22 protein-coding genes are annotated in these 22,797 nt (G+C 39.6%); 12 read left to right on the top strand and 10 right to left on the bottom strand.

All coding sequences use genetic code 11. The features are described 5' to 3' along the window. Position 1: 1 nt before the first annotated feature. The 8 genes from J8L85_RS02670 to J8L85_RS02635 form a co-directional block, all read right to left on the bottom strand. Positions 2–1,255 carry a mechanosensitive ion channel domain-containing protein gene (locus tag J8L85_RS02670; RefSeq protein WP_211014277.1) on the bottom strand — a complete coding sequence of 418 codons (1,254 nt, stop codon included), beginning with the start codon at positions 1,253–1,255 and terminating at the stop codon, positions 2–4. Positions 1,256–1,374: 119 nt separating this feature from the next. Continuing rightward, positions 1,375–2,220: a universal stress protein gene (locus J8L85_RS02665; protein ID WP_211014275.1), complete on the bottom strand. Its 846-nt coding sequence runs from the start codon at positions 2,218–2,220 to the stop codon at positions 1,375–1,377. Positions 2,221–2,280: 60 nt separating this feature from the next. After that, complete coding sequence (locus J8L85_RS02660; RefSeq protein WP_211014273.1) at positions 2,281–2,673, bottom strand: hypothetical protein; 393 nt, start codon at positions 2,671–2,673, stop codon at positions 2,281–2,283. After that, on the bottom strand, positions 2,670–3,089 hold the full coding sequence (locus J8L85_RS02655; protein ID WP_211014271.1) for a GreA/GreB family elongation factor: 420 nt from the start codon (positions 3,087–3,089) through the stop codon (positions 2,670–2,672). Before J8L85_RS02655 ends, J8L85_RS02660 begins: the two co-directional genes overlap by 4 nt. A 16-nt stretch (positions 3,090–3,105) precedes the next feature. Further along, positions 3,106–4,398 carry a Glu/Leu/Phe/Val dehydrogenase gene (locus J8L85_RS02650; RefSeq protein ID WP_211014269.1) on the bottom strand — a complete coding sequence of 431 codons (1,293 nt, stop codon included), beginning with the start codon at positions 4,396–4,398 and terminating at the stop codon, positions 3,106–3,108. 334 nt (positions 4,399–4,732) lie between these two features. Next, positions 4,733–5,092, bottom strand: coding sequence for a hypothetical protein (locus tag J8L85_RS02645; protein ID WP_211014267.1), 360 nt, complete (start codon positions 5,090–5,092; stop codon positions 4,733–4,735). A 212-nt stretch (positions 5,093–5,304) separates the two neighbouring features. Further along, entirely contained in the window at positions 5,305–6,630 is a 1,326-nt protein-coding gene (locus tag J8L85_RS02640) for a sigma-54 dependent transcriptional regulator (RefSeq protein ID WP_211014265.1), read from the bottom strand. A 2-nt stretch (positions 6,631–6,632) separates the two neighbouring features. Next, on the bottom strand, positions 6,633–7,721 hold the full coding sequence (locus tag J8L85_RS02635; protein WP_211014263.1) for a HAMP domain-containing sensor histidine kinase: 1,089 nt from the start codon (positions 7,719–7,721) through the stop codon (positions 6,633–6,635). 323 nt (positions 7,722–8,044) lie between these two features. Here J8L85_RS02635 and J8L85_RS02630 point away from each other — a divergent pair, with 323 nt between their 5' ends. After that, positions 8,045–10,660 (top strand): M14 metallopeptidase family protein, encoded by a 2,616-nt coding sequence (locus J8L85_RS02630; protein ID WP_211014261.1) that lies wholly within the window; start codon positions 8,045–8,047, stop codon positions 10,658–10,660. A gap of 127 nt (positions 10,661–10,787) precedes the next feature. Here the strand turns inward: J8L85_RS02630 and J8L85_RS02625 are convergent, their stop codons facing one another. Further along, entirely contained in the window at positions 10,788–11,525 is a 738-nt protein-coding gene (locus J8L85_RS02625; protein WP_211014259.1) for a sulfite exporter TauE/SafE family protein, read from the bottom strand. A 91-nt stretch (positions 11,526–11,616) separates the two neighbouring features. On the opposite strand from J8L85_RS02625, the gene J8L85_RS02620 reads away from it, so the two are divergent. Continuing rightward, a complete protein-coding gene (locus tag J8L85_RS02620; RefSeq protein ID WP_211014256.1) occupies positions 11,617–13,428 on the top strand; it encodes a sodium:solute symporter family protein in 1,812 nt (603 codons plus the stop codon). Between the two features lie 14 nt (positions 13,429–13,442). Further along, positions 13,443–14,528, top strand: coding sequence for a heparan-alpha-glucosaminide N-acetyltransferase (locus J8L85_RS02615; protein ID WP_211014253.1), 1,086 nt, complete (start codon positions 13,443–13,445; stop codon positions 14,526–14,528). 14 nt (positions 14,529–14,542) lie between these two features. Here J8L85_RS02615 and J8L85_RS02610 read toward each other — a convergent pair whose 3' ends face one another. Next, the gene (locus tag J8L85_RS02610) at positions 14,543–15,127 is read right to left on the bottom strand and encodes a riboflavin synthase (RefSeq protein WP_211014252.1); all 585 of its coding nucleotides are present in this window, start codon (positions 15,125–15,127) and stop codon (positions 14,543–14,545) included. A gap of 60 nt (positions 15,128–15,187) precedes the next feature. Between J8L85_RS02610 and pdxA the strand changes: the two genes are divergently transcribed. From pdxA to J8L85_RS02565, 9 genes are all read left to right on the top strand, one after another. Continuing rightward, complete coding sequence (gene pdxA / locus J8L85_RS02605) at positions 15,188–16,234, top strand: 4-hydroxythreonine-4-phosphate dehydrogenase PdxA (RefSeq protein WP_211016259.1); 1,047 nt, start codon at positions 15,188–15,190, stop codon at positions 16,232–16,234. A 128-nt stretch (positions 16,235–16,362) separates the two neighbouring features. Then, positions 16,363–16,893, top strand: coding sequence for a DUF177 domain-containing protein (locus J8L85_RS02600; RefSeq protein WP_211016258.1), 531 nt, complete (start codon positions 16,363–16,365; stop codon positions 16,891–16,893). A gap of 8 nt (positions 16,894–16,901) precedes the next feature. Beyond that, the gene (gene rpmF / locus J8L85_RS02595) at positions 16,902–17,099 is read left to right on the top strand and encodes a 50S ribosomal protein L32 (RefSeq protein ID WP_047246969.1); all 198 of its coding nucleotides are present in this window, start codon (positions 16,902–16,904) and stop codon (positions 17,097–17,099) included. Positions 17,100–17,325: 226 nt separating this feature from the next. Beyond that, a complete protein-coding gene (locus tag J8L85_RS02590; RefSeq protein WP_211014250.1) occupies positions 17,326–18,321 on the top strand; it encodes a beta-ketoacyl-ACP synthase III in 996 nt (331 codons plus the stop codon). 31 nt (positions 18,322–18,352) lie between these two features. Beyond that, positions 18,353–18,838, top strand: a complete 486-nt coding sequence (gene accB / locus J8L85_RS02585) for an acetyl-CoA carboxylase biotin carboxyl carrier protein (RefSeq protein WP_211014248.1) — start codon at positions 18,353–18,355, stop codon at positions 18,836–18,838. Between the two features lie 71 nt (positions 18,839–18,909). Beyond that, the gene (accC, locus tag J8L85_RS02580; protein WP_211014246.1) at positions 18,910–20,262 is read left to right on the top strand and encodes an acetyl-CoA carboxylase biotin carboxylase subunit; all 1,353 of its coding nucleotides are present in this window, start codon (positions 18,910–18,912) and stop codon (positions 20,260–20,262) included. Positions 20,263–20,347: 85 nt separating this feature from the next. After that, positions 20,348–21,460 carry an FAD-dependent oxidoreductase gene (locus tag J8L85_RS02575; RefSeq protein ID WP_211014244.1) on the top strand — a complete coding sequence of 371 codons (1,113 nt, stop codon included), beginning with the start codon at positions 20,348–20,350 and terminating at the stop codon, positions 21,458–21,460. Between the two features lie 274 nt (positions 21,461–21,734). After that, positions 21,735–22,226, top strand: a complete 492-nt coding sequence (locus tag J8L85_RS02570) for a hypothetical protein (protein ID WP_211014242.1) — start codon at positions 21,735–21,737, stop codon at positions 22,224–22,226. After that, complete coding sequence (locus tag J8L85_RS02565; RefSeq protein WP_247656538.1) at positions 22,216–22,677, top strand: 3-oxoacyl-ACP synthase; 462 nt, start codon at positions 22,216–22,218, stop codon at positions 22,675–22,677. The genes J8L85_RS02570 and J8L85_RS02565 overlap by 11 nt, the downstream gene beginning before the upstream one ends. The last annotated feature ends 120 nt before the right edge of the window (positions 22,678–22,797 follow it).

Genomic DNA, 22,797 nt, shown 5'->3' with positions numbered 1-22,797 from the left:
GTTACGCCTTTGGGGCATTGGTCAAAGAAGTAGGTAGTTCAAAAACTTCTAACCCGAAATAGGGCAGGGCCGCCAGAAGATGATCAAAGATATCGGCCATTATATATTCATAATTCTCCCATCTTTTATCAGAACTAAAGGCATAGACCTCTAATGGTATACCTTGAGAAGTGGGCGCTAATTGGCGCACCATTAAGGTCATGTTCTTGTTAACGGCAGAATGGCTCTGTAGATAGTCGTTCACATATTTTCTAAAGACCCCGATATTCGTAAGGTTTCTACCGTTTATTTCCAATTCTTTATTTACTTCGTTTGTGGTATTGTACGATTCTATCTGTTCGTTTCTTGCGGTAAGATAAGGTTGTATAAGTTGGATTTTTTTAAGGTTCTCCACATCTTCACCTGTTAAAAACCGGACACTCTTTTGGCTAATAATCAAGGCGCGTTTAATACGTCTTCCGCCTGCTTCTTGCATTCCCCGCCAGTTTTTAAAAGAATCTGATATCAGTGAGTACGTAGGTATGGTGGTAATCGTCATATCAAAATTCTGCACTTTTACCGTAGCAAGGGTAATTTCGATAACGCCGCCATCGGCTCCATATTTTTCAAAAGTGATCCAATCGCCGATCCGCACCATATCATTGATACTTACCTGTATACTGGCTACGAGCCCTAGAATAGAGTCTTTAAATATCAATAGAATTACGGCAGAGCCAGCGCCCAGGGCAGTAAAAAATTTCCATATCTGTACCTCTGTAATTATGGCAATAATGGTTAGTGTGCCAATGAACCATGCAAAAATCATGAATACCTGTATGTAGCTATCCATGGGTTTATCGCGAAACCTTCGTTTGGTCTTTAGGTAGTCGTTGGTACTTCTAAAAACACTTTTAACGATCAATAGAGTCAATACTACAAAGGCAATCTGAAGTATTTTATTTGCTATGTTGCCGGCATATTCAAAATCTACAAAGGTGTAGGGTCGCAATTCGAACAAGATAGATAAGGGAATAATATGGGCAAGGTACCTAGGCACCTTATTGGTCACTAAAAAATTATCATAGTTGGTTTTTGATTTTCTGGCCAATCGTAATGATATGGATCGCAATACTTTCCAGATAATAAGGTCTAGAAATAGGGCTATGAGCAAACCGCCAACCAATAAAACCAATAAGTTTAGATATGAGGCAAGTTTTTCGCTCATACCTGTTTCTAAAAGATAATGATATAAAAGCCGCGACAGTCCGTTATTCATGGTGTTTTGTTTTGAACTTAACAAAGAGCAAAATTACATCATGAACGGCAATTATAGTTCAATAACTGTAGTTATAACATAAAATTATGGAATGTAAGAAAAATGAGATAACCTTCCTGTTATGCATGTAGTGCCAAGACGGGTACATGTTTATAAAACCCCAGTTTACCCAAGGTTGGCTTGCCGAAACCTAGCCTTTTAAAAAAAGAAGGTTTTTTATCGATATAACTGACCATATTGCTTTTTCGACTTTCTATAAAGCAACTTATGGCCGTAGGCATTTCAACATTGTGCAATACATTAAAAGAGTGATCTATGCCCTGAAGAAATTTTCGTAACAGTATCTTGTTTTTTCTTTGCTCTAAAGAGAGTTCCTTGGTGTCCGTTAAACTTAATATTTGCACGTTTGCATTCGTTAATTTGGCAATTTCCGCCAAACACTTTACTTCATAACTGTTAAAGTTGGTGTTGAAGTCAGTGGCCAATACAATTTCTCTCAAGGTTTTAAAGGCAACATTTTTAGGCACGACCAGAATAGGACATTTTCTAATATTCTCTATAACGGCCAAAGTGTTTTTCCCGTAGTTGTCCCCTCTTCTATTGCCGGCGCCCTTGGCCCCCATTACGATCATGTCTATAGAAAGGTTTTTAACGACATCTTTAACGACATCAATAAACAGGTTGGATTTAGACAATACATGAAAACGATGGTCTGGGTTGTTGTTCTCCAAGGTAAGACGGGCCAGGGTGTTGCCCAACCCGTCTTTTGATTTTTTCTCGGACATTTTATTGAAAGCCTCATCGGGATCCAAAAGAGTTAGGTTGTCTAGGCCGTGGGTTTCTTTCGCATAGGTGTTCAATATATAAAAATCGCAATCACAATCTTCAAAAAGGCTAGTGGCATATTGAATGGCACTCCATGAACTTCTTGAAAAATCTGTTGGCAATAATATATTTTTTCCCATGATGTAGTTTTTGTTTTAGGCCCCAAGACATTTTTTCTTCTTAGACCTTATGTTGTTTCGTTATCTTTTGGCATGCAATAAAATTTTTGATAAAATCTTTGATTTTATATTTCGATATTTTTGAATATGTTCTATATAGAGACTACGATTTTTTTCGTGAGTGCTCAGGTAATAAGAGTCGCATTGAAGTGTATCGCACTCCACGGCATTTTTAATAGTGCCTTGGTACCGGTACAACGTTGCTAATCTTATGGTATTCTCTCTTCGTATAGCATGTAACTGTGCGTATATTTCAGAGTTATTGAGCATGCTATCCTCAATATCCAGCAAATAATCCAGCTCTTCGTTTATATACTCTAGATGATCGGTCCAATTTCGGACTTCCAGCGTATCTTTTTTTACCATGATCCTATCGTCGGATTCATGGTTGTAAAAAGGTTTAAGCCCGTTCATAAGACCATATTTAAGTTGATAGGTTCGTTCTCTTGAACAACCTTTTCTATAGTAAGTTTTTGTTCTCCCGAAGGAAATTCCCAAATAATGGTATCCCCTTCGCTATAACCTATTACTGCGGCCCCCATGGGGGTGAGAATAGATATTTTATCACTTTTTACATCACTATCGCTGGGCATTACCAACTTAAACTGTTTTCGCCAGCCATTTTCAGATACTATGGTGACAGAAGAGTTAAAACGAATAACATCGCTTGGCATATTGGCATCATCATAAATTTTGGCGGTCTCCATTTCGCCAACAAGTTTTTGAACAGATTTGCCAAGGGTACTATCTTTATAGTACCCTGACAGGTTCATTAACTTTTTTAAGAGTACATATTCTTTTTTCTCTATGACCAATACACCATATTTCATTTTAACCAGATTTTAATTATGGAAAAATTCCTCGTTGTACATAAGCTTCCTCTAATCTTTCTATAGCGATAATAAACGCTGCGGACCTTAGGTCTACATTTCGTTTTTTCGAAGTTTCCATGACTTTGTTAAAAGACTCTCTAAGTTTCTTTTCTAGTTTTGCCATAACTTCTTCCAATTGCCAGATTTCTCCGTTTCTGTTTTGCAACCACTCAAAGTAACTACCGATTACCCCACCGGAATTACAAAGTATATCAGGAATGATTTCGACACCTTTTTTAAGCAATATTTGTTCTGCTTTTACATCGGTAGGTCCGTTAGCACCTTCTGCAATCAGGTATGCTTTTATCTTAGAAGCGTTCTTTTCTGTAATTTGGTTACCCAAAGCGGCAGGAATACAGATATCGCAATCGAGTCCAAAAAATTCACTGTTGTCGATAGAATGTGCTTTCGCATACCCTACAATACTACCTTTGTTTGCCTTAGAATACTCCAATAGGTTTTCTACAGAAATACCTTCTTCGTTAACAATACTGCCATACGCATCTTGCACGGCGGTCATGATAGCACCTTCTTGCTCTAAGAAATGAGCGGCCCAGTAACCAACGTTACCAAAACCTTGTACGGTAAACTTTTTGTCTTTTAGGTCGATATTTTTGTGTTCGGCCCAAAATTTTATACTTAAGAAAACGCCATATCCTGTGGCCCTGTCCCTACCTTGAGAACCACCTGCACCAATGGGTTTACCGGTAACCACGTGCATGTTGGTAGAGCGTTCGGAAGGAGATTTTGTAGACATAAAAGTATCTAGGATCCATGCCATTGTCTGTGGATTGGTGTTTACATCCGGAGCCGGAATATCCAGTTCTGGTCCAATGTTGTCACCAAGGGCATAGGTAAACCTTCTGGTAATACGTTCTAGCTCGGCATCGGAATATTTCGTAGGATCTAGCTGTATTCCACCTTTAGCTCCACCATAGGGCAGACCCGCCAAAGAAGTTTTCCATGTCATCCACATGGCCAAGGCTCTTGCAGCATCGATATCTACCGTAGGGTGGTAACGAAGCCCTCCCTTGTAGGGGCCTAAAGAATTATTGTGTTGTACGCGGTAGCCAGTGAAAATTTCTACTTCACCATCGTCCATTCGTACAGGAAAATGAACTACAAGCTCATTGTTCGTTACTTCCAATATTTTTCTAATATTGGGATTAAGCCCAATTATGTCAGCCGCATTGTCAAATTGTCTCATGACATTATCCAACATGCCTTGCTTTCTTTGTTTTTTGGGTGCAGATGTTTTTGCAATCATAGTTTTGGTATTAAAATGAAACCGTTTTTTAAACTTTCTTTTTTTAACGGTTACTTTTATAATTTGGTATTTCTGGTCTCCTATAGTTTAGGATATACGAATTTTTGTCATAAATATGTTGGTACTCGCTACAAGAACTTATTGTTTTTTTGTTCTTGGCCAATACGCACCTTTTTCTGTACCTACAGGTACTACAAATGCTTCTTGGATAAATCATCTCTGAAAGTAATAAGACCTATAAAGTGAGTAAAACCTACCTGACCCTTATCCCCAAACTTTGAATAAACCTAGAGTTTTTGGAAGTCAGGCAGATTTACATCAACCAACTAAATTTTTATTTTACATGAAGTTCACCGGCTTGTAGCGCATCGTCAAAATCAACGGAGACTACGGTGTGGCTTCCAAAAAACCTACCTCCATCTTTGCGTTTTATTTTAACCTCTGTACTGCCGTCCTTTTTTTCTTTTACCGAGGTAACCACCACCATGTTTTTTTCAACACTTTTGTAGTTGGCAATTCCTCCTCGTTTGATGATAAAATTGGCTCGTGGAAAATTTATATGCTTGTATTTGTTTGTTTCGGGTCTTCCTATCTCAAATACATCGCCCACTTCTACATCGGTCGTTGTCTGGTCAATGTCCTGTGCAAGTAAGGTACCTACAGAGAACAGCATGGTAATTGCGTATTTGATCATATCTACTTGTTTACGGTTATACAGTTTTCTATCAGGGATAATTTTCCCTAATTAGCTTTGTGCCAATTAGGCAAATGGCATGCCCATAATTCTTAAAGAAAAAATAAAATTTATAACAAACTGATAAACAGCACATTACAATATATCAAAAAAAATAAGAGTTTTAGGTATCGGGTATAATTTACCCAGTCGAGTAATTTTTGTCCGGTACGTTATTTTAATTTTGCGCGCAACGTCTTGCGGTCTATTTGAAGTATTTCGGCTGCCTTGGTCTTATTTCCTTTAGTATGGTTAAGAACCCGTTGAATATACTCTCTTTCCATTTCTTGCAAAGACATGAATTCGGAATCTGGAAAGTCTATTTGAAATTTAAGGTGTTCCGGAAGGTCCTTCACCCCTATGGTACCATCACTCATAATAACGGCTCGCTGTATGGCGTTCTCCAACTCCCTAATATTACCGGGCCAGTGGTAATTGGTCAAGATTCGGAGAGCATCTGGGGATATTTGCAATAATCGATCTTTGTATTCAACACCGTATTTACGTATAAATTTTTCTACCAAGAGGGGAATATCCGCTTTTCGTTCGCGAAGCGGTGGCACGTTAATTTCTACTACTGTAAGGCGATAGTACAGATCTTCGCGAAATGTATTGTTTTTAATGTCTTCCAATAGATCGGCATTGGTGGCGGCAATAATACGGATATCTACTTTTTCGGCCTTTCTTGATCCTACCCGGGTAATCTCTTTTTCTTGTAGTGCACGAAGCATTTTTGTCTGTACGGCCAAGGAAGCCGTACCTATTTCATCTAAGAACAAGGTGCCACCTTCTGCCGCTTGAAAAAAGCCATTTCTATTTTCATTGGCTCCCGTAAAAGCACCTTTGAGGTAACCGAACAGCTCGGCCTCTTGCAAATTTTCGGGAATGGCCCCGCAGTTAACGGCGATAAAAGGGGCACGGGAGTATTTACCAGAGTAATGAATGGCCCTGGCCACGAGTTCTTTTCCTGTTCCGCTTTCACCTTTGATCAAAACGGTAGCTTTATTGTCTTTTACCCTATCAACGATATTGGTGATTTTGCGAAATCCTTCTGATTGGCCGACCATATCTGCATACACATTGGGTTTGGCCCCACTTGTTTTAGAGGTAATCGTCTTTCGTTTGGCGCCGATCTCAAAAGCTTTGTGTACGGCCTGTCTGAGCTCTTCTTTGGTAAAGGGTTTCGTTAGATAATCGGCAGCCCCAGATTTAATGACCTCCAAGGCGCCACCTACCGATGGGTAACCAGTGACCACCAGCTTTGGCATTTCTGGATAATGCTCGTTTGCGAACCTTAGCAATTGAAGTCCGTCTACTTCTGGCATTTGAATATCTGTTATCAATAAATCAATAAAAGTATCCTTTAAGATATAGATGGCTTCTTTTACCGAAACGGCCTTGTAGGTATGGTAGTTCATAGATTGCAAATGCCTTTGCAACAGTTCTAGAATATCGATGTCGTCATCTACCAATAAAATGTTTTCTTTGTGTAGGGCCATGGTTATAATTTAGGAAAATCGATGGTAAAAATAGTTCCTTTCGGAGTGTTGGGCTTATGTGTTATGGTTCCTTTATGGCTGGTAATAATACCGTGCACCACACTAAGGCCAAGACCCGAGCCTTCGCCATGGGGCTTTGTGGTGAAGAAAGGCTCAAATACCTTGGTTTCGTTTTCGGGGTCTATTCCCTTACCTTGATCAGAGATACTGATTTCTATATTCTTTTTCTTTTCCTTTACATCTAGTCCTATTGCTCCATTAACGGGAGAATAATAGATGGCATTCATGATCATGTTAAAAAGTACTTGAGTAAGTTGTACGGTATCTGCCCTTAACTGTATGTCGTCGTTACTGAAAGATGTATTGACTTTTATATTTTTCTCTTGTAAAGAGGGCTTTAATAGTTCTAGAACACTTTCTACGTTGGAGTTTACCTGTAAAGAATGCATTTCTTGGGGCATTTCGCAGGCAAAGAACATTAACTTTTTTACAATTTCCCGGCTAAAAATGGCATTGTCCATGATCTTTTCAAGATCTTTAATGGTCTGTTTATCTACCATTCTCTCTTTTAAGAGTTCTGCAAAGCCTAAAATATTTGCAAGGGGCGTATTTAGTTCATGGGCGATACCAGCTGTAATTTCACCGAGTATATAAAGTCTGTCCGTATGTTCCATTTGTCGTTTTACGGCAGCTTCACTATCTCTTATTTGTTTTCTTTCCAATAAATTGCCTACCGCCAAACTTACGCTTGCCAGCAGTATTTGTTCTTCTTCCAGAAAATCTGATTGCGAGTATTTTTCTTTCGGGTAACCTACTTTAATATACCCTTCTATTTTATTGAATACCTTAATGTCCGATTTTAAAGACACCATTGAAGGGTCGTATGCCTTTGTTTTTATTTCGTAGGCACTACAAGACAGATAAACTTCCGCATCGTCCTTGTACAACCAAGCTTTTTTTAAGCACTGTACAATAGCTTGCAACGAAGTTTCCAGTTGTTGATAGTCGGCGTTTACTATAATAGATGTAACATCATACAAGCAGGTTAACTCTTTTATACGTTCTTTAAGTTTGTCTTCGGTAGAATTCATGGTATATCCGTCTTTACATATATAGAACTTGAGCTAGGCAAGATCTTAAATAATTTTTGGTATCAGAAATATAGGCGTAATAATCGTGCTATGGAGTTGAAAAATTTAAAATTCCCAAAACCAAGAGCATATAGATGGAAACGTAAAAGACAGTAATGTCTTTTGTTTCGACAAACCCAATGGCATTGTCAAATCAATGATAATTGGATCTACAATTTATAAACTCTTAAAAAAATATTCGAACGTTAAATTCTTTTGCGCAGAATTTAATTTCTTCCTGACTATTGCGTAATTTTCTATCAAATTCAAACTAATTCAAAAAAATGATATTAAAAACAAAAAGGTACAAGGTAGCCCTTGTGACTCTTGTGATGGCGTTGTCATGTATTTACATGGGCTGGGCGCAACAAGTTCCTTCCCCAAAAGATGTTTATGGTTTTAGGGTAGGAGACGATTACAAATTGGCCGATTACTCACAGATCGAAGATTATTTGACAAAGTTGGATAAGGCTTCTGATCGGGTAAAAATGGTTGAAATAGGTAAAACGGTTCTAGGCCGTAAAATGTATGTATTGTTCATTTCGAGTGAGGGTAATTTGGCTCAGTTGGACAAATGGAAAGATATTAGCACCAAACTTGCCAGGGTTCAAGTTTCGGATAGCGAAGCCGTTAAACTGTCGGAAGAAGGCAAGGCAATTGTTTGGATAGATGGCGGAATGCACTCTACGGAATTGGCGCATGGGCAAATGACCTCTGAATTTGCGTATACCTTGGCTACATCGGAGTCTACCGAAATAAAAAAAATCAGGGAAAACGTAATTACCATATTAATGCCGGTAATGAATCCGGACGGGTTGGATATTGTAGTGGATTGGTACAAGAAAAACCTTGGAACTCCTTATGAAACTTCTCGTCCCCCTATTTTATATCATTACTATATGGGGCATGATAATAATAGGGATTGGTTTATGAATACCATGCCGGAGACGTACCATGTTTCCAAGATTCTTTATAATGAGTGGTATCCACAAATTGTTTATAACCATCATCAATCTTCACCGGCATGGACAAAAATTTCTTTGCCACCTTATGCAGATCCCGTAAACCCAAGAATTCACCCTGCAATCACAGCAGGTGTGAGTGAAGTTGGGTCTGCCATGATAAAAAGATTTTCTTTGGAGAATATGCCAGGTGCCATTGCCGATAATTTTTACACCATGTTCTGGAACGGGGGCGGACGTACCGTTCCTTATTACCATAATATGATCGGTATTTTGACCGAAACGGGACAGGCCTCACCTACCCCAAGGTTTTATGATCCTGAAAAATTACCAAAAACAGTGGCTGGCGGTACCCCTACCGATGGCACCGATATTATGTATCCAGACCCTTGGAAGGGTGGTGAATCTCATTTTAGGGATGCCGTAGATTATATGCTTACTGCTACTTGGGCCACATTGGACCTGGCCGCTGACCGAAAAAGCAACTACCTGTACAACATCTATAAAATGGGGGCTTCCGCAATTGAAAAAGCGAAGACCGAGGGCCCTTTTGCCTATATAATCGGAAAGGAACAATGGGATTCTTTTGAGGCCGTAAACTTGGTGAATGTTCTGCTAAAAGGAGGAATAGAGATAGAAAAAGCCACTAAAAGCTTTACGGTAAACGACAAAAAATACGAAAAGGGTTCTTATGTCATATACGGGGGACAGGCTTTTAGGCCTTATTTGATGGATTTGTTGGAAAAACAAAATTATCCTACCCGTTTTCAATATCCTGGAGGTCCACCGGATACGCCATACGATTTGGCAGGTTGGACGCTACCTATGCAAATGGGTGTTTCTGTAGATAAAATAGGCGACTCGTTCAATGTCTCAACAGAAAAAGTAACCTCTTTGGTAGATTACTATGAAGGCGAGGTAGCGGGAAATGCCTCTTTTGGGTATGCCCTTAGCGTAAATACGAATGCCTCAGTGGCAGCAACCAATAAAATACTTAAGGCAGGTGGTACTGCTTATAAGAGTAAAGAATCTTTTAAGGTCGGCAAAACAACATATCCTGCTGGGTCTTATGTTGTTTCTGGAGACAAGGAATTAATAGGTTCGCTTGCCGAGGAGTATGGTCTTGAGTTTAAGGGAGTATCATCTAAACCAGAGGTAGAATTAACAAAATTACACTTGCCAAAGGTGGGTCTTTATAAATCTTGGGTCGCCAATATGGATGAGGGGTGGACTCGTTTTGTAATGGATGAATATGCCTTTGAGATGGATACCTTGCACGATAGGGACATACAAACGGCAGATTTGTCAAAATATGACGTCATCATACTTCCTTCCCAAAGGGCAGAATCTATACTACACGGTAATTCTATACTGCAAATGCCAGAAAAATTCACCGGAGGTATAGGCTTGGAAGGTTCTTTGGCTCTGAGCAAATACGTAAAAAAAGGAGGTCTTTTAATGGCTTTTGATGCTGCGAGCAATTATGTGATAGAGCAGTTCGGTTTGCCATTAAGAGATGCTACCGAAGGGGTTAGCAGTAAAAGTTTCTTTATTCCGGGTTCGTTGATAAAAACGGGAATAGACACATCTCATCCGTTGGCCTTTGGTATGCAAGATACCGTTGCCGTATCATTCAATAAAAGTCGGGCGTTCGTTATAGATAAACAACGTAAAAAAGGAGAAGGTGGTGATGAGGATATTAAAGATGCCCCCGCACCAGAGGTAGAGGTAATAGCCACTTATGCACCCAAAGATCTATTAATGAGTGGATGGGCTATGGGAGAAAATAAATACATAGCCAAAAAGCCCGCAATGGTAAAAGCAAAATACGGACAAGGGTCTGTAGTGCTTTTTGCTTTTAGACCACAATTTAGGGCACAGCCAAGAGGTACCTATAAATTGATTTTTAATACCATCTATGAAGGTGCAGCAGAATAAAAACAGATAAGAACAAGACTAAAAAGAGTCTTGTTAATTGTTATAATGGTAAAAACCCATCAGATTCTTCTGATGGGTTTTTTCATTGTAAAAGTTTTTTGATTTTGCTTTGTCTAGGAAAGTAAGACTATCCCGCCATGATCAATACGGCGCCCAAAGCCGTAAGAACCAAAATCATTTTGCGAAAAAAAGCTTCGTTTATCAACTTTATGATGCGGATACCTACAAAAAAACCTAAAAATATACCGGGCAATAACTTTAGGTTAAGAATCAACGAGTCATATGAAATAGTTTCCCAAACAAAAATATGAAAGGGCAGCTTTATGATGTTGATGATCAGAAACAACCAAGCAGCCGTGCCTATAAAGTGATTTTTGGGCAGTCGCATGGCCAAAAAATAAATATTGGAAAAAGCACCGGCCAGGTTCCCTACCATAGTGGTGAAACCGGCAATGATACCTATGAAACTTGAAAATGTCCAATGGGAAGGTACGGTTTTCACCTTTTTTCTGTCCCACCAAAACATCATAAATACGGTAATGATAATGATGGATGCCATACCAATTTTAAAAACATCCTCAGGAAGGTCTTTTCCTGCAAAAACACCAATGACCAAACCAACGATCATCCATGGCAATACCTTAAAAACATAAGCCCATTGGGTATGGCGATGGTAATAGATTACAGCGAAAACATCGGCCAATACGAGTAGGGGAACCACCATTCCTGTGGATTCTTTGGCCCCGAAGGCCAAAGCCATAAAAGTGACATTGATTACCGCTATTCCTTTAATACCTGCCTTGGACATACCAATAACAAAAGCGGCCAAGCTTGCCAGTATCCATGATGTGAGAGAAACTTCCATTTATAATGTTAAAGACGAAATAGGTTTCGTCATGAAAGAACAAAAGTATCTTAATTTATTTTATCTTTAGAAGCTAACAAACAACCAAACCATGGAATTAAGTACCCTCGACTACAGTTTTATTGTGGTCTTTTTTGCAATAGTTTTAGGAATAGGAGTTTATGTATCAAAGAAGTCGGGAAAAAACTCATCGGAATTTTTTCTGTCTGGAAGAACCATGCCGTGGTGGTTATTGGGATTATCCATGGTGGCGACAACTTTTTCTACCGATACGCCCAACTTGGTTACAGATATAGTACGTAGCAATGGTGTTTCTGGTAACTGGGTGTGGTGGTGTTTTCTTATTACCGGTATGCTTACGGTTTTTGTATACGCCAAATTATGGAGAAAATCGAACGTAAATACGGATTTGGAGTTTTATGAAATGCGGTATGGGGGCAAGCCAGCCAGTTTTTTAAGAAAATTCAGGGCTATTTACCTTGGGGCACTTTTCAATATAATTACCATGGCTTCGGTTACCTTGGCCGCTATTAAGATCGGAGGCATTATGTTGGGGCTAGAACCATGGGAAACTGTCGTCGGAGCAGGTTTGATTACCGTTGTCTTTAGTGCTCTTGGAGGGTTCAAAGGTGTGGTATATACAGATTTCCTATTGTTTTTTGTGGCGATGTCCGGTGCCGTGGGTGCGGCATACTACTTAGTCAATATTCCCGAGGTAGGTGGTATACATGCTTTAATGGCAAACGAGAATGTTGTGGATAAGCTTAATATTTTACCCGATTTTGATAATACCGAAGTACTTATAACCTTATTTATTATTCCTATTGCGGTACAGTGGTGGAGCTCTTGGTATCCCGGAGCCGAACCCGGGGGCGGTGGGTATATAGCACAACGTATGTTGGCCGCCAAAGATGAGAACCATGCCATTGGGGCCACATTCTTTTTTAATATTATGCATTATGCACTGCGTCCATGGCCATGGATCTTAGTGGCGTTGGCCTCGTTGGTGGTATATCCTGATATTGCTAGTATTGCAGAAGCATTTCCAAATGTTGCCGAAAGTAAATTGGGGCATGATCTTGCTTACTCCGCTATGTTGACAAAATTGCCGAGCGGTCTTTTAGGAGTGGTTTTGGCATCTTTGATAGCGGCATATATGAGTACAATTTCTACCCAATTGAATTGGGGTTCCTCTTATATTGTTTTCGATTTTTATAAAAGACAGGTAAATCCGAACGCCACAGAAAAACAAATGGTAGCCGTAGGTAGAATATCTACGGTAGTGCTTATGGTTTTGAGCGCCCTGTTTGCACTAACTTTGCAAAATGCCTTTGAGGTGTTTGATCTGTTGATACAGTTTGGTGCGGGTACGGGATTGGTGTTTATTCTTCGATGGTTCTGGTGGCGTATAAACGCGTGGAGCGAAATTACGGCTATGTTCGCCTCGGGGATCATTGTAATACTATTGGCCAAAACAAGCTTGGGCGATATTCTTTTTGCCCCGGAAACTGGGGTTTTTCCAGAATGGGCAAATTATCCCTTTATTGTGGTGGTAACCACGGCTATTTGGATGTTGGCTACATTTTTAACCCCTCCGGAAAGCGATGCGACCCTACGGTCTTTTTATAGAAAAATTCAACCGGGAGGTCCTGGTTGGCAAAAAGTGGTGTCCGATGCAGAAAAGGCACAAGAAGAAATCGTGAAACCGGGCGAAAAATGGAGCGTGCCATCTGGTGTTTCTGCCATGTTGTTGGGGGTTACACTTATTTATTCGATCATGTTCGCAACCGGATATTGGATTTATGGAAGAACCACCAGTGCCTTGATTCTTTCTGCGATCGCCTTGGTCTCTGGCTTTCTGCTCATTAAAGCTTGGGGTAGAATGAAAGAAGATATCTTGTAATAAATGCTTTTGTTATGAGAGAAAGAATTTTATCCGTAGATATTTTTAGGGGAGCTACCATTTTATTAATGGTATTGGTAAACACACCGGGCACTTGGTCTAATGTGTATGCCCCTTTTTTGCATGCCGATTGGCATGGGTACACGCCTACAGATCTGGTCTTTCCTTTCTTTCTGTTCATTGTGGGCACTTCTATTGTTTTTTCGTATCAAAATAGGGAGGTTGGTTATGATACCTATAAAAAGATTATCATTAGAACCCTAAAGTTAATTGGCCTCGGACTTTTCTTGGGGGCTTTTCTTATAAGGTTTCCTTTCATAAAAGATTGGGAGAGTATACGTTTTCCGGGCGTGCTGCAAAGAATCGGAGTAGTCTTTTTCTTTGCCTCTTTGCTGTTTATCAATTTTAAATGGAAAACACTAATAGGTATTGCCATCACATTATTGATCTTATATTGGATATTAATGACATTGGTGCCGGTAGATGGGGTTGCCTCAACGTTGGAAAGAGCCCCTAATAATCTGGCCAATTGGCTGGATGTAAAGGTTTTTGGTTCGCACAACTATAAGCCAGACTATGACCCAGAGGGCCTGTTAAGTACCGTTCCGTCTATTGTAAGTTCTTTGTTGGGAATTTTTACCGGGTTGATATTGACTTCCAAACAAGAAAAAAAGGCCACTATCTTAATGGGTATCGGGGGCAGTTTTTTAATAATAGGACATGTATGGGATTTGGTGTTTCCGATAAACAAAGCATTGTGGACCAGTAGTTTTGTATTGGTAACCGCCGGGTGGGCCAATCTGATTCTTGCCTTGATATACTATTTGACGGACGTAAGAAAAATGGAGTTCGGAAGTATTTTCAGGTATGCCGGGGCCAACGCCATTGTGGTATATTTTCTGTCCAGTTTTATAGCCAAGGTAATGGGGCAGATAAAAGTAGGGGATACGTCGTTACACGGATGGCTTTTTCAAACCATATATGTACACGATACCATTTCAATGGAGTTGTCCTCTTTGCTATATGGTTTAACCGTTGTTGCCTTTTATGGGCTATTGGCCTTCGTACTTTATAAGAAGAAGATCTTTATAAAAGTGTAAAAAGGTTAATATACTTAATGTTGCATTAATTTGGCAACATACTTGCCGATTACATCAAACTCCAAATTTACGATAGTACCTTCTTTATATGTGTTGAACCGGGTATGTTCGTATGTGTACGGAATAATGGCCACATCAAAAGTATTTTTTCCTGAATTCACTACCGTAAGGCTGGTGCCATCTATAGTAATAGAACCTTTTTCGATGGTAGGGTTCCCTGTGGTAGCATCATATTCAAATGAAAAGACCCAACTTCCGTTTTCCTCTTTTATACCCACACATTCCCCTGTTTGGTCCACATGCCCCTGTACAATATGGCCATCTAGTCTAGACCCCATGATCATGGCGCGTTCCAGGTTTACTTTGTCTCCAGGTTTTAAATCTCCGAGATTGGTTTTTTTTAAGGTCTCGGCAATTGCGGTAACCGTGTAACTGTTACCAGAAATGGCTACTACCGTAAGGCAAACACCGTTATGGGCCACACTTTGGTCTATTTTAAGTTCTGGGGTAATAGAGGCTTCAATAGTTAAATCCAAATTGGAGCCATGGGCTTCAATAGAAGTTACCTTGCCCAATGTTTCAATGATACCGGTGAACATGTGTCGTTTAATTTAAGTAATTTTGATGATCGAAATTTGATTACAAAGGTACAAGATATAATGGAGGAAAAAGGGAAAATAAGGTTAGGTATCTCCATTGGGGATTTGAACGGTATCGGCTGTGAAGTGGCACTAAAAACATTTGGGGATGCCCGAATGTTGGATTTTTGCACTCCGATTATTTTTGCTTCAAACAAAACTATTTCAGGGCAACAAAAGGCTTTGGGGCTAAATATAGCCTTTAATGGGGTACATGACGCTTCAAAGGTGGTAGAGGGCAAGCTTAACATCGTAAACGTATGGAAGCAAGTACCTAAAATTCAATTTGGCCAAGCGACAAAAGAAGCGGGCGATTTTGCGATACGATCGTTAAAGGCTGCTGTTTCGGCCTTAAAAAAAGGGGATATAGATGTTCTGGTAACTGCACCCATAAATAAAAATAATATTCAATCGGAAGAATTTAACTTTCCGGGCCATACCGATTATTTGGCACAAGAGCTTCAAGGGGAAAGCCTTATGTTTATGGTAACCGATACGCTCAAAGTGGGTCTGTTAACAGACCATGTAGCGGTAAAAGACGTGTCGAAGGCCATTGTTCCCAGATTGGTAAGAGACAAGATCAATACCATAGAAAAATCTTTGATAATGGATTTTGGTATCAGAAAACCAAAAATCGCACTATTGGGCATTAATCCCCATAGTGGCGACAATGGAGTTATCGGAAAAGAAGATGACGAGGTGTTGAAACCGGTTATTAAGGAAATGGCCAATACAGGACATTTAGTATTTGGGCCCTATTCTGCCGATAGTTTTTTTGGTTCGGATACCTATAAGGACTTCGATGCCATATTGGCCGCATATCATGATCAAGGCTTAATTCCATTTAAGACACTTTCTTTTGGTCGCGGGGTTAATTTTACCGCGGGTCTGGACAAGGTGAGAACTTCCCCAGACCATGGCACGGCCTACGAGATAGCCGGTAAAGGTGAGGCCGACCATAGTTCTTTTAAAGAAGCGGTGTTTATGGCCTTGAAAATTTATAAGAACAGGACAGAGTATCTAGAACTGACGAAAAACGTACTTAAAAAGCAACGGGTAAAACGGTAATACCATTTTATTTCTTTGCAAAAGAAGTTATGAAGATAAATAGTTGATAACTATTGGCGGTTATTAAAATAATAGTATCTTTGCACCCGCCTTTTATGGTAATGATTTAAAATTAAGAGTTGTAAGTGATGGAGCAAAAGGAGTTCAACATTCCTTTTTCGGGATTGAAACAGGGGAAGCACGACTTTAATTATAAAATCGAAAATAAGTTCTTTGAATCTTTTGGTTACGACGAATTTGAAGCGGTTGATGTGCAGCTAAACGTTGTGTTGAACAAAACAAGCACTATGATGGAGCTTGATTTTGACGCTGACGGAACAGTGAACGTCAATTGTGATCTTACCAGCGAACCGTACGACCAGCCTATAAGTGGAACACTTCAGTTGGTGGTAAAGTTTGGTGAGGAATACAATGATGATGACGATGAGATCTTGATATTGCCACATGGCGAGCATCAAGTAAACATAGCCCAGTATGTTTATGAAATGATTATACTGGCTGTTCCTCAAAAAAGAGTACACCCCGGTATTTGGGACGGTACTTTAAAATCGGATGCGTTGCGCAAGCTCGAAGAGCTTCAACCAAAGGACAAAAAAAATAATAAAGACGATAACGATCCCAGGTGGGACGAATTAAAAAAACTATTAACGGATAAATAAGGTTATAAATGGCACATCCTAAAAGAAAGATTTCCAGAACTAGGAGAGACAAAAGAAGAACGCACTATAAAGCAGTTGCACCTACATTGGCTACTGATTCAACAACAGGTGAAATGCATTTATACCATAGAGCACACTGGCACGAAGGTAAATTATACTACAGAGGCCAAGTATTGGTAGATAAAACCGAAGAAATAGAAGCTTAATATAGCTTATTGACCTTATATATAACTCCCACTTCTAAGAAGTAGGGAGTTTTTTTTCACCTATAATTTAATATAGGCCGACCATTAAATTTTATAATCAATTTTAACATAAAGGAATTAAATTTTTCAAAAACCGGTTGTTTTGAGGAAAAAAGTCGACTAAAATCACTAATTTTCACCACTTTTGACGTGTTTTTGAACGTTTTCACCTGAATGCAATTAAAATATGACCAAAATTACGGCAGCGATTACAGCTGTAGGAGGCTATGTTCCCCAGTTTGTCCTCACCAATAAAATGTTGGAGGAGATGGTAGAGACGAATGATGAATGGATAACTACCCGAACAGGTATTAAAGAGAGGAGAGTCTTAAAGAAAGAAGAAGGGGAAGGTTCCTCATATCTTGCTATTAAGGCTGCTAAGCAGTTGATCGAAAAGAAGAAATTAGATCCCGCAGAAATAGACTTGATCATGGTTGCCACGGCAACCCCAGATAGTATGGTCGCCTCTACGGCAGCTTTTGTGGCTTCAGAGATAGGAGCCGTTAATGCCTTTGCATATGATTTATTGGCAGCTTGCTCCAGTTTTCTTTTTGGTATGTCCACGGCGGCTAGTTATATAGAGTCCGGACGTTACAAAAAGATTTTATTGATAGGGGCGGATAAAATGTCGTCTATTATAGATTATACGGATCGGACTACTTGTATTATTTTTGGAGACGGTGCAGGCGCTGTATTGTTCGAACCAAATACGGAAGGTCTAGGACTTCAAGATGAGTATTTAAGATCAGATGGTGCCGGTAGACAGTTTTTGGGCATGGAAGCGGGAGGTTCTTTGATGCCAGCTACCGAACAGACCGTAAAAGACAGAAAGCATTACATTTTTCAAGATGGCAAAACAGTTTTCAAATTTGCCGTTTCGAACATGGCGGATGTCGCAGAACGAATAATGAAAAGAAATAATTTAACAGACGAAGATGTTTCTTGGTTAGTGCCCCATCAGGCCAATAAGCGTATTATTGATGCGACCGCAAATCGCATGGGACTTGACCATTCAAAAGTACTGATGAACATACAACGTTACGGTAATACGACTTCTGCAACGTTACCTTTATTGTTGAACGATTACGAAGACCAAATAAAAAAAGGAGATAATCTTGTTTTTGCCGCCTTTGGTGGTGGCTTTACTTGGGGATCCATTTATTTAAAATGGGCCTATAATTAATTAGACAACCAACAAAAAAACATATTTAACCATGGATATTAAAGAAATACAAAGCCTTATTAAATTTGTCGCAAAATCTGGTGCCAGCGAAGTAAAATTGGAAACCGATGAGATAAAGATTACCATACGAACGGGTAGTCTTGGAAATAATGAGCCGACCTATGTTCAATCTATACCTATGGCCCAGGCTCCGGTGGCCCACGCTGCACCTCCGCATGAGGCTCCTTCGGCTCCTGCCAAAGCTGCGGAACCAGAAAAGAAAGAGGACGATTCCAAATATATTACTATCAAATCCCCTATAATTGGAACTTTCTATAGAAAACCATCACCTGATAAGCCTGCTTTTGTTGAGGTCGGTGATAAGATTTCATCAGGAGATGTGCTTTGTGTAATCGAGGCAATGAAATTATTCAATGATATAGAGTCTGAAGTGTCCGGTACTATTGTCAAAGTCTTGGTAGATGATGCATCGCCTGTAGAGTTTGACCAACCATTATTCTTGGTAGACCCAGCTTAAATTGGTTTAACCCAGATCATTGGTACTATGCCAATGTCCAGAATTTAAGATTTATACTAAAATATCAAGAGATGTTTAAAAAAATATTGATTGCAAATAGGGGAGAAATCGCTTTACGTGTTATCCGTACTTGTAAGGAAATGGGGATAAAGACCGTAGCCGTTTATAGTAAGGCGGACGAAGAAAGTCTTCACGTACGTTTTGCGGACGAGGCCGTATGTATCGGTCCTGCACCAAGTAATGAGTCCTATTTGAAGATACCTAATATTATTGCCGCGGCAGAAATTACCAATGCCGATGCCATACACCCTGGATATGGTTTTCTTTCCGAAAACTCAAAATTTTCCAGAATCTGTGCAGAGCACGATATAAAATTTATTGGAGCTTCGGGTGATCAAATAGATCGTATGGGAGATAAGTCTACGGCAAAAGAAACCATGAAAAAGGCCGGGGTTCCATGTGTTCCGGGGTCTGATGGTTTGTTAAAAGATGTTGAAGACGCTAAAAAAGTGGCCAAGAAGATGGGCTACCCCGTAATGATCAAAGCTACCGCTGGTGGTGGTGGAAAGGGTATGCGTGCCGTATGGGGCGAAGATGAGATGGAAGAGCTTTTCGAAAGTGCCGTACAAGAAGCAACTGCTGCTTTTGGTAATGGCGGTATGTACATGGAGAAGCTGATCGAAGAGCCCCGACATATAGAAATACAGATCGTTGGTGATCAATATGGTAAGGCATGTCATCTTTCTGAACGTGATTGCTCTATTCAAAGGCGACATCAAAAACTGACCGAAGAAACCCCTTCTCCTTTTATGACCGATAAGTTGCGGGAAGAAATGGGGAAAGCGGCGGTTAAGGCGGCCGAGTATATAAAATATGAAGGTGCCGGTACCATCGAATTTTTGGTGGACAAACACCGTAAGTTCTATTTTATGGAGATGAATACCCGTATTCAGGTAGAGCACCCCATTACAGAACAGGTCATAGATTATGATTTAATTCGTGAACAAATATTGGTGGCTGCAGGTGTTCCGATTTCAGGAAAAAATTACCTACCTAAACTACACTCCATAGAGTGTAGGATCAATGCCGAGGACCCTTATAATAACTTTAGACCTTCACCAGGTAGAATAACTACTTTGCACACACCGGGAGGTCATGGTGTACGTATGGATACACACGTGTACAGTGGCTATAGCATACCGCCAAACTACGATTCTATGATAGCCAAGTTGATTACAACGGCCCAGACAAGGGAAGAGGCGATCAATAAGATGAAACGTGCTTTGGACGAGTTTGTGATAGAGGGCGTAAAAACGACGATTCCTTTTCACAGACAATTGATGGACGATCCCGATTATTTGGCAGGTAATTATACCACTGCCTTTATGAACGACTTTAAGATGGATCCTCCACCTAAAGAATAAGACAAAGACCCTAACAGAAATGTTGGGGTTTTTTGTTTTAAGTAATACTGTAATGCTTATTTTACCTTTAATTTTTAAGAGAGGAATGAATTTAAGTTACTGGGAATATAAATCATGGTTTTCCAATGTTGATTATACCGTTATAGGAAGTGGTATCGTAGGCCTTACTACGGCTTTGCGGCTTAGGGAAAAACATCCAAAGGCAAGTATTTTAATATTGGAAAAAGGGATATTGCCCCAAGGGGCAAGTACCAAAAATGCCGGGTTTGCATGTTTTGGTAGTATTTCGGAAATATTGGCGGACCTAAAAGAACATTCAGAAGAAGAGTTGGTAGGTTTAGTGGATCAAAGATGGAAGGGAATTAAATCACTTCGCAGCTTATTGGGCGATACCAATATTGGATATCAAAACAACGCGGGGCATGAAATATTTTTAGAAAAGGACGAAGAGCGGTTTCAATACTGTTATGATAATATATCGGTCATAAATGAACTGTTGACCCCAGTTTTTCAAGAAGAACCTTTCAAGGTTTCTATCAATAGATTTGGTTTTGAGGGAATTAACCAGCATTATATCACCCATATTTTTGAAGGACAAATAGATACGGGAAGAATGATGAAATCTTTATTGGCGAAAGCAATGAAGTCCGATATCAATATTTTGAACTCAGCCTTGGTAGAATCTTTTTTGGACACAGGAAGTGGTGTGGAAATAAAGTGTAATGGGTTTCAATTTAAGACCAATAAACTATTAGTGGCCACCAATGGTTTTGCACAACAGCTTTTTAAAGAGAATGTAAGGCCGGCACGTGCACAGGTAATCATTACCAAACCTATAAAGAACCTACATATAAAAGGGACGTTTCATTTAGAGGAGGGGTACTATTACTTTAGGAATATAGATGATAGAATTTTATTGGGAGGGGGCAGAAACCTTGACTTTAAGACCGAAGAAACCTTTGAGTTTGGGCAGACCTCTTTGGTCCGGCACAAGTTGAAGGAATTACTGGCTACATTGATCTTGCCAAGAACCCCCTTTAAAATCGACTATGGATGGAGCGGTATTATGGGCGTTGGACCACAGAAAAAGCCAATTGTAAAACAGCTTTCCGATAATGTGGCTTGTGGGGTACGATTGGGTGGAATGGGTGTTGCTATTGGAGCTTCGGTCGGCGAACGAATGGCTAACATTTTTTAATGAAATCCGTCTTTTTCAGTTTTTTTAACCATTCTGTTAAAAGTATATATATACCGCTATTTTCTTCCTATATTGCTTTTCTTATTATCAGTATAAGGTTCCCCAGACCTTGAAATTTTTAATTCCTACTTCTTTGCTTGTAAAGTGTTAATTACGAGTAGCAACCAATATGAAAAGGAGGTTTAGGAGTCTTATTTGTTTATTTATTTTAATTACATCTTGTTCCAGTGGCAAAACAAAATATCAACTTAGATATAATGAAATATGGAAAGAGATGATTCAATCGCAAGTCTGGAAAGAATCTTTGAACAACGAAAACCAAGTTGCTTATACTACCATGTATGCCAGTGCCGATGACGATGTTATACTGGAACCGGAAAACTCTTTTTTGGACAATGATGTGCTATTCGAAAAGAAATACCATTCGTTGGTGTCCAGGGCATATTTTAAGATTATTACCGAGGCAGAAAAACTGGATGCTCGCATTACCGCAGAATATAGTATGCTGCAAGAAAAGTCTGTTGTCGATAAAGTATATAAAAAGAACAAAGAAGAGATTACAAGAAAGTACAAAGCTCATAAAGCCATGCTCAGCGGGTTAAAATCATGGAATATCTTTAGTGAAGACCGATCAGGTGATCTGGCATATTTTAAGAAGGAAAATAGGGAAGCTGTTCAAACAATGTTCGGTAATGGCGATAGTATGGATCAAATGGTTAACTTTCTCATTTATAAACTTGCCGATTTATATCACGTTGAAAAATAATCAAGAAATTAAAGAAGCCGCTTATATCTATTGTAAAGAGTTTGTTTTTGGCCGCATATCCCGGTTAAAAAAGCAAATCTCGGAAATAGGGAAGGCACTTACATCAGAGACCAAAAGTAGTGCTGGTGACAAGCATGAGACCGGTAGGGCCATGTTACAGCTAGAAAGGGAGAAAATTGGGGTTCAGCTCGCCAATGCGGAAAATATGCAAGGCCTATTGAACAAAGTTCGTGTAGACGGTGGTACGGGTTCTATTGCTATTGGAACTTTGGTCTATACAACGGCGGCCAATTACTATATCGCAATTTCGGCAGGTGAATTTAGGGTAGACGGTGTCGTAGTTTACTGTATTTCTCCGGCCACTCCTATTGGAAAATTACTCTTAGGAAAAATGAAGGATGATGAATTTACCTTCAATGGTAAGACCCATCGTATAGAGGCGGTTTATTGAACATGTTTTCCGATTTTTTGGTTACCTTAAACATTTGATGTACAATGGGTTTTGTAAAGAGGGCCGATTAAGGATAATTCTAAAAGAATTTTACGGTAGTACACCTTGGATTAAAGATTG

It is taken from the genome of Maribacter sp. MMG018, from assembly GCF_018100785.1.
Taxonomy (GTDB): domain Bacteria; phylum Bacteroidota; class Bacteroidia; order Flavobacteriales; family Flavobacteriaceae; genus Maribacter.
This window is presented reverse-complemented; position numbering and strand designations above follow the sequence as displayed.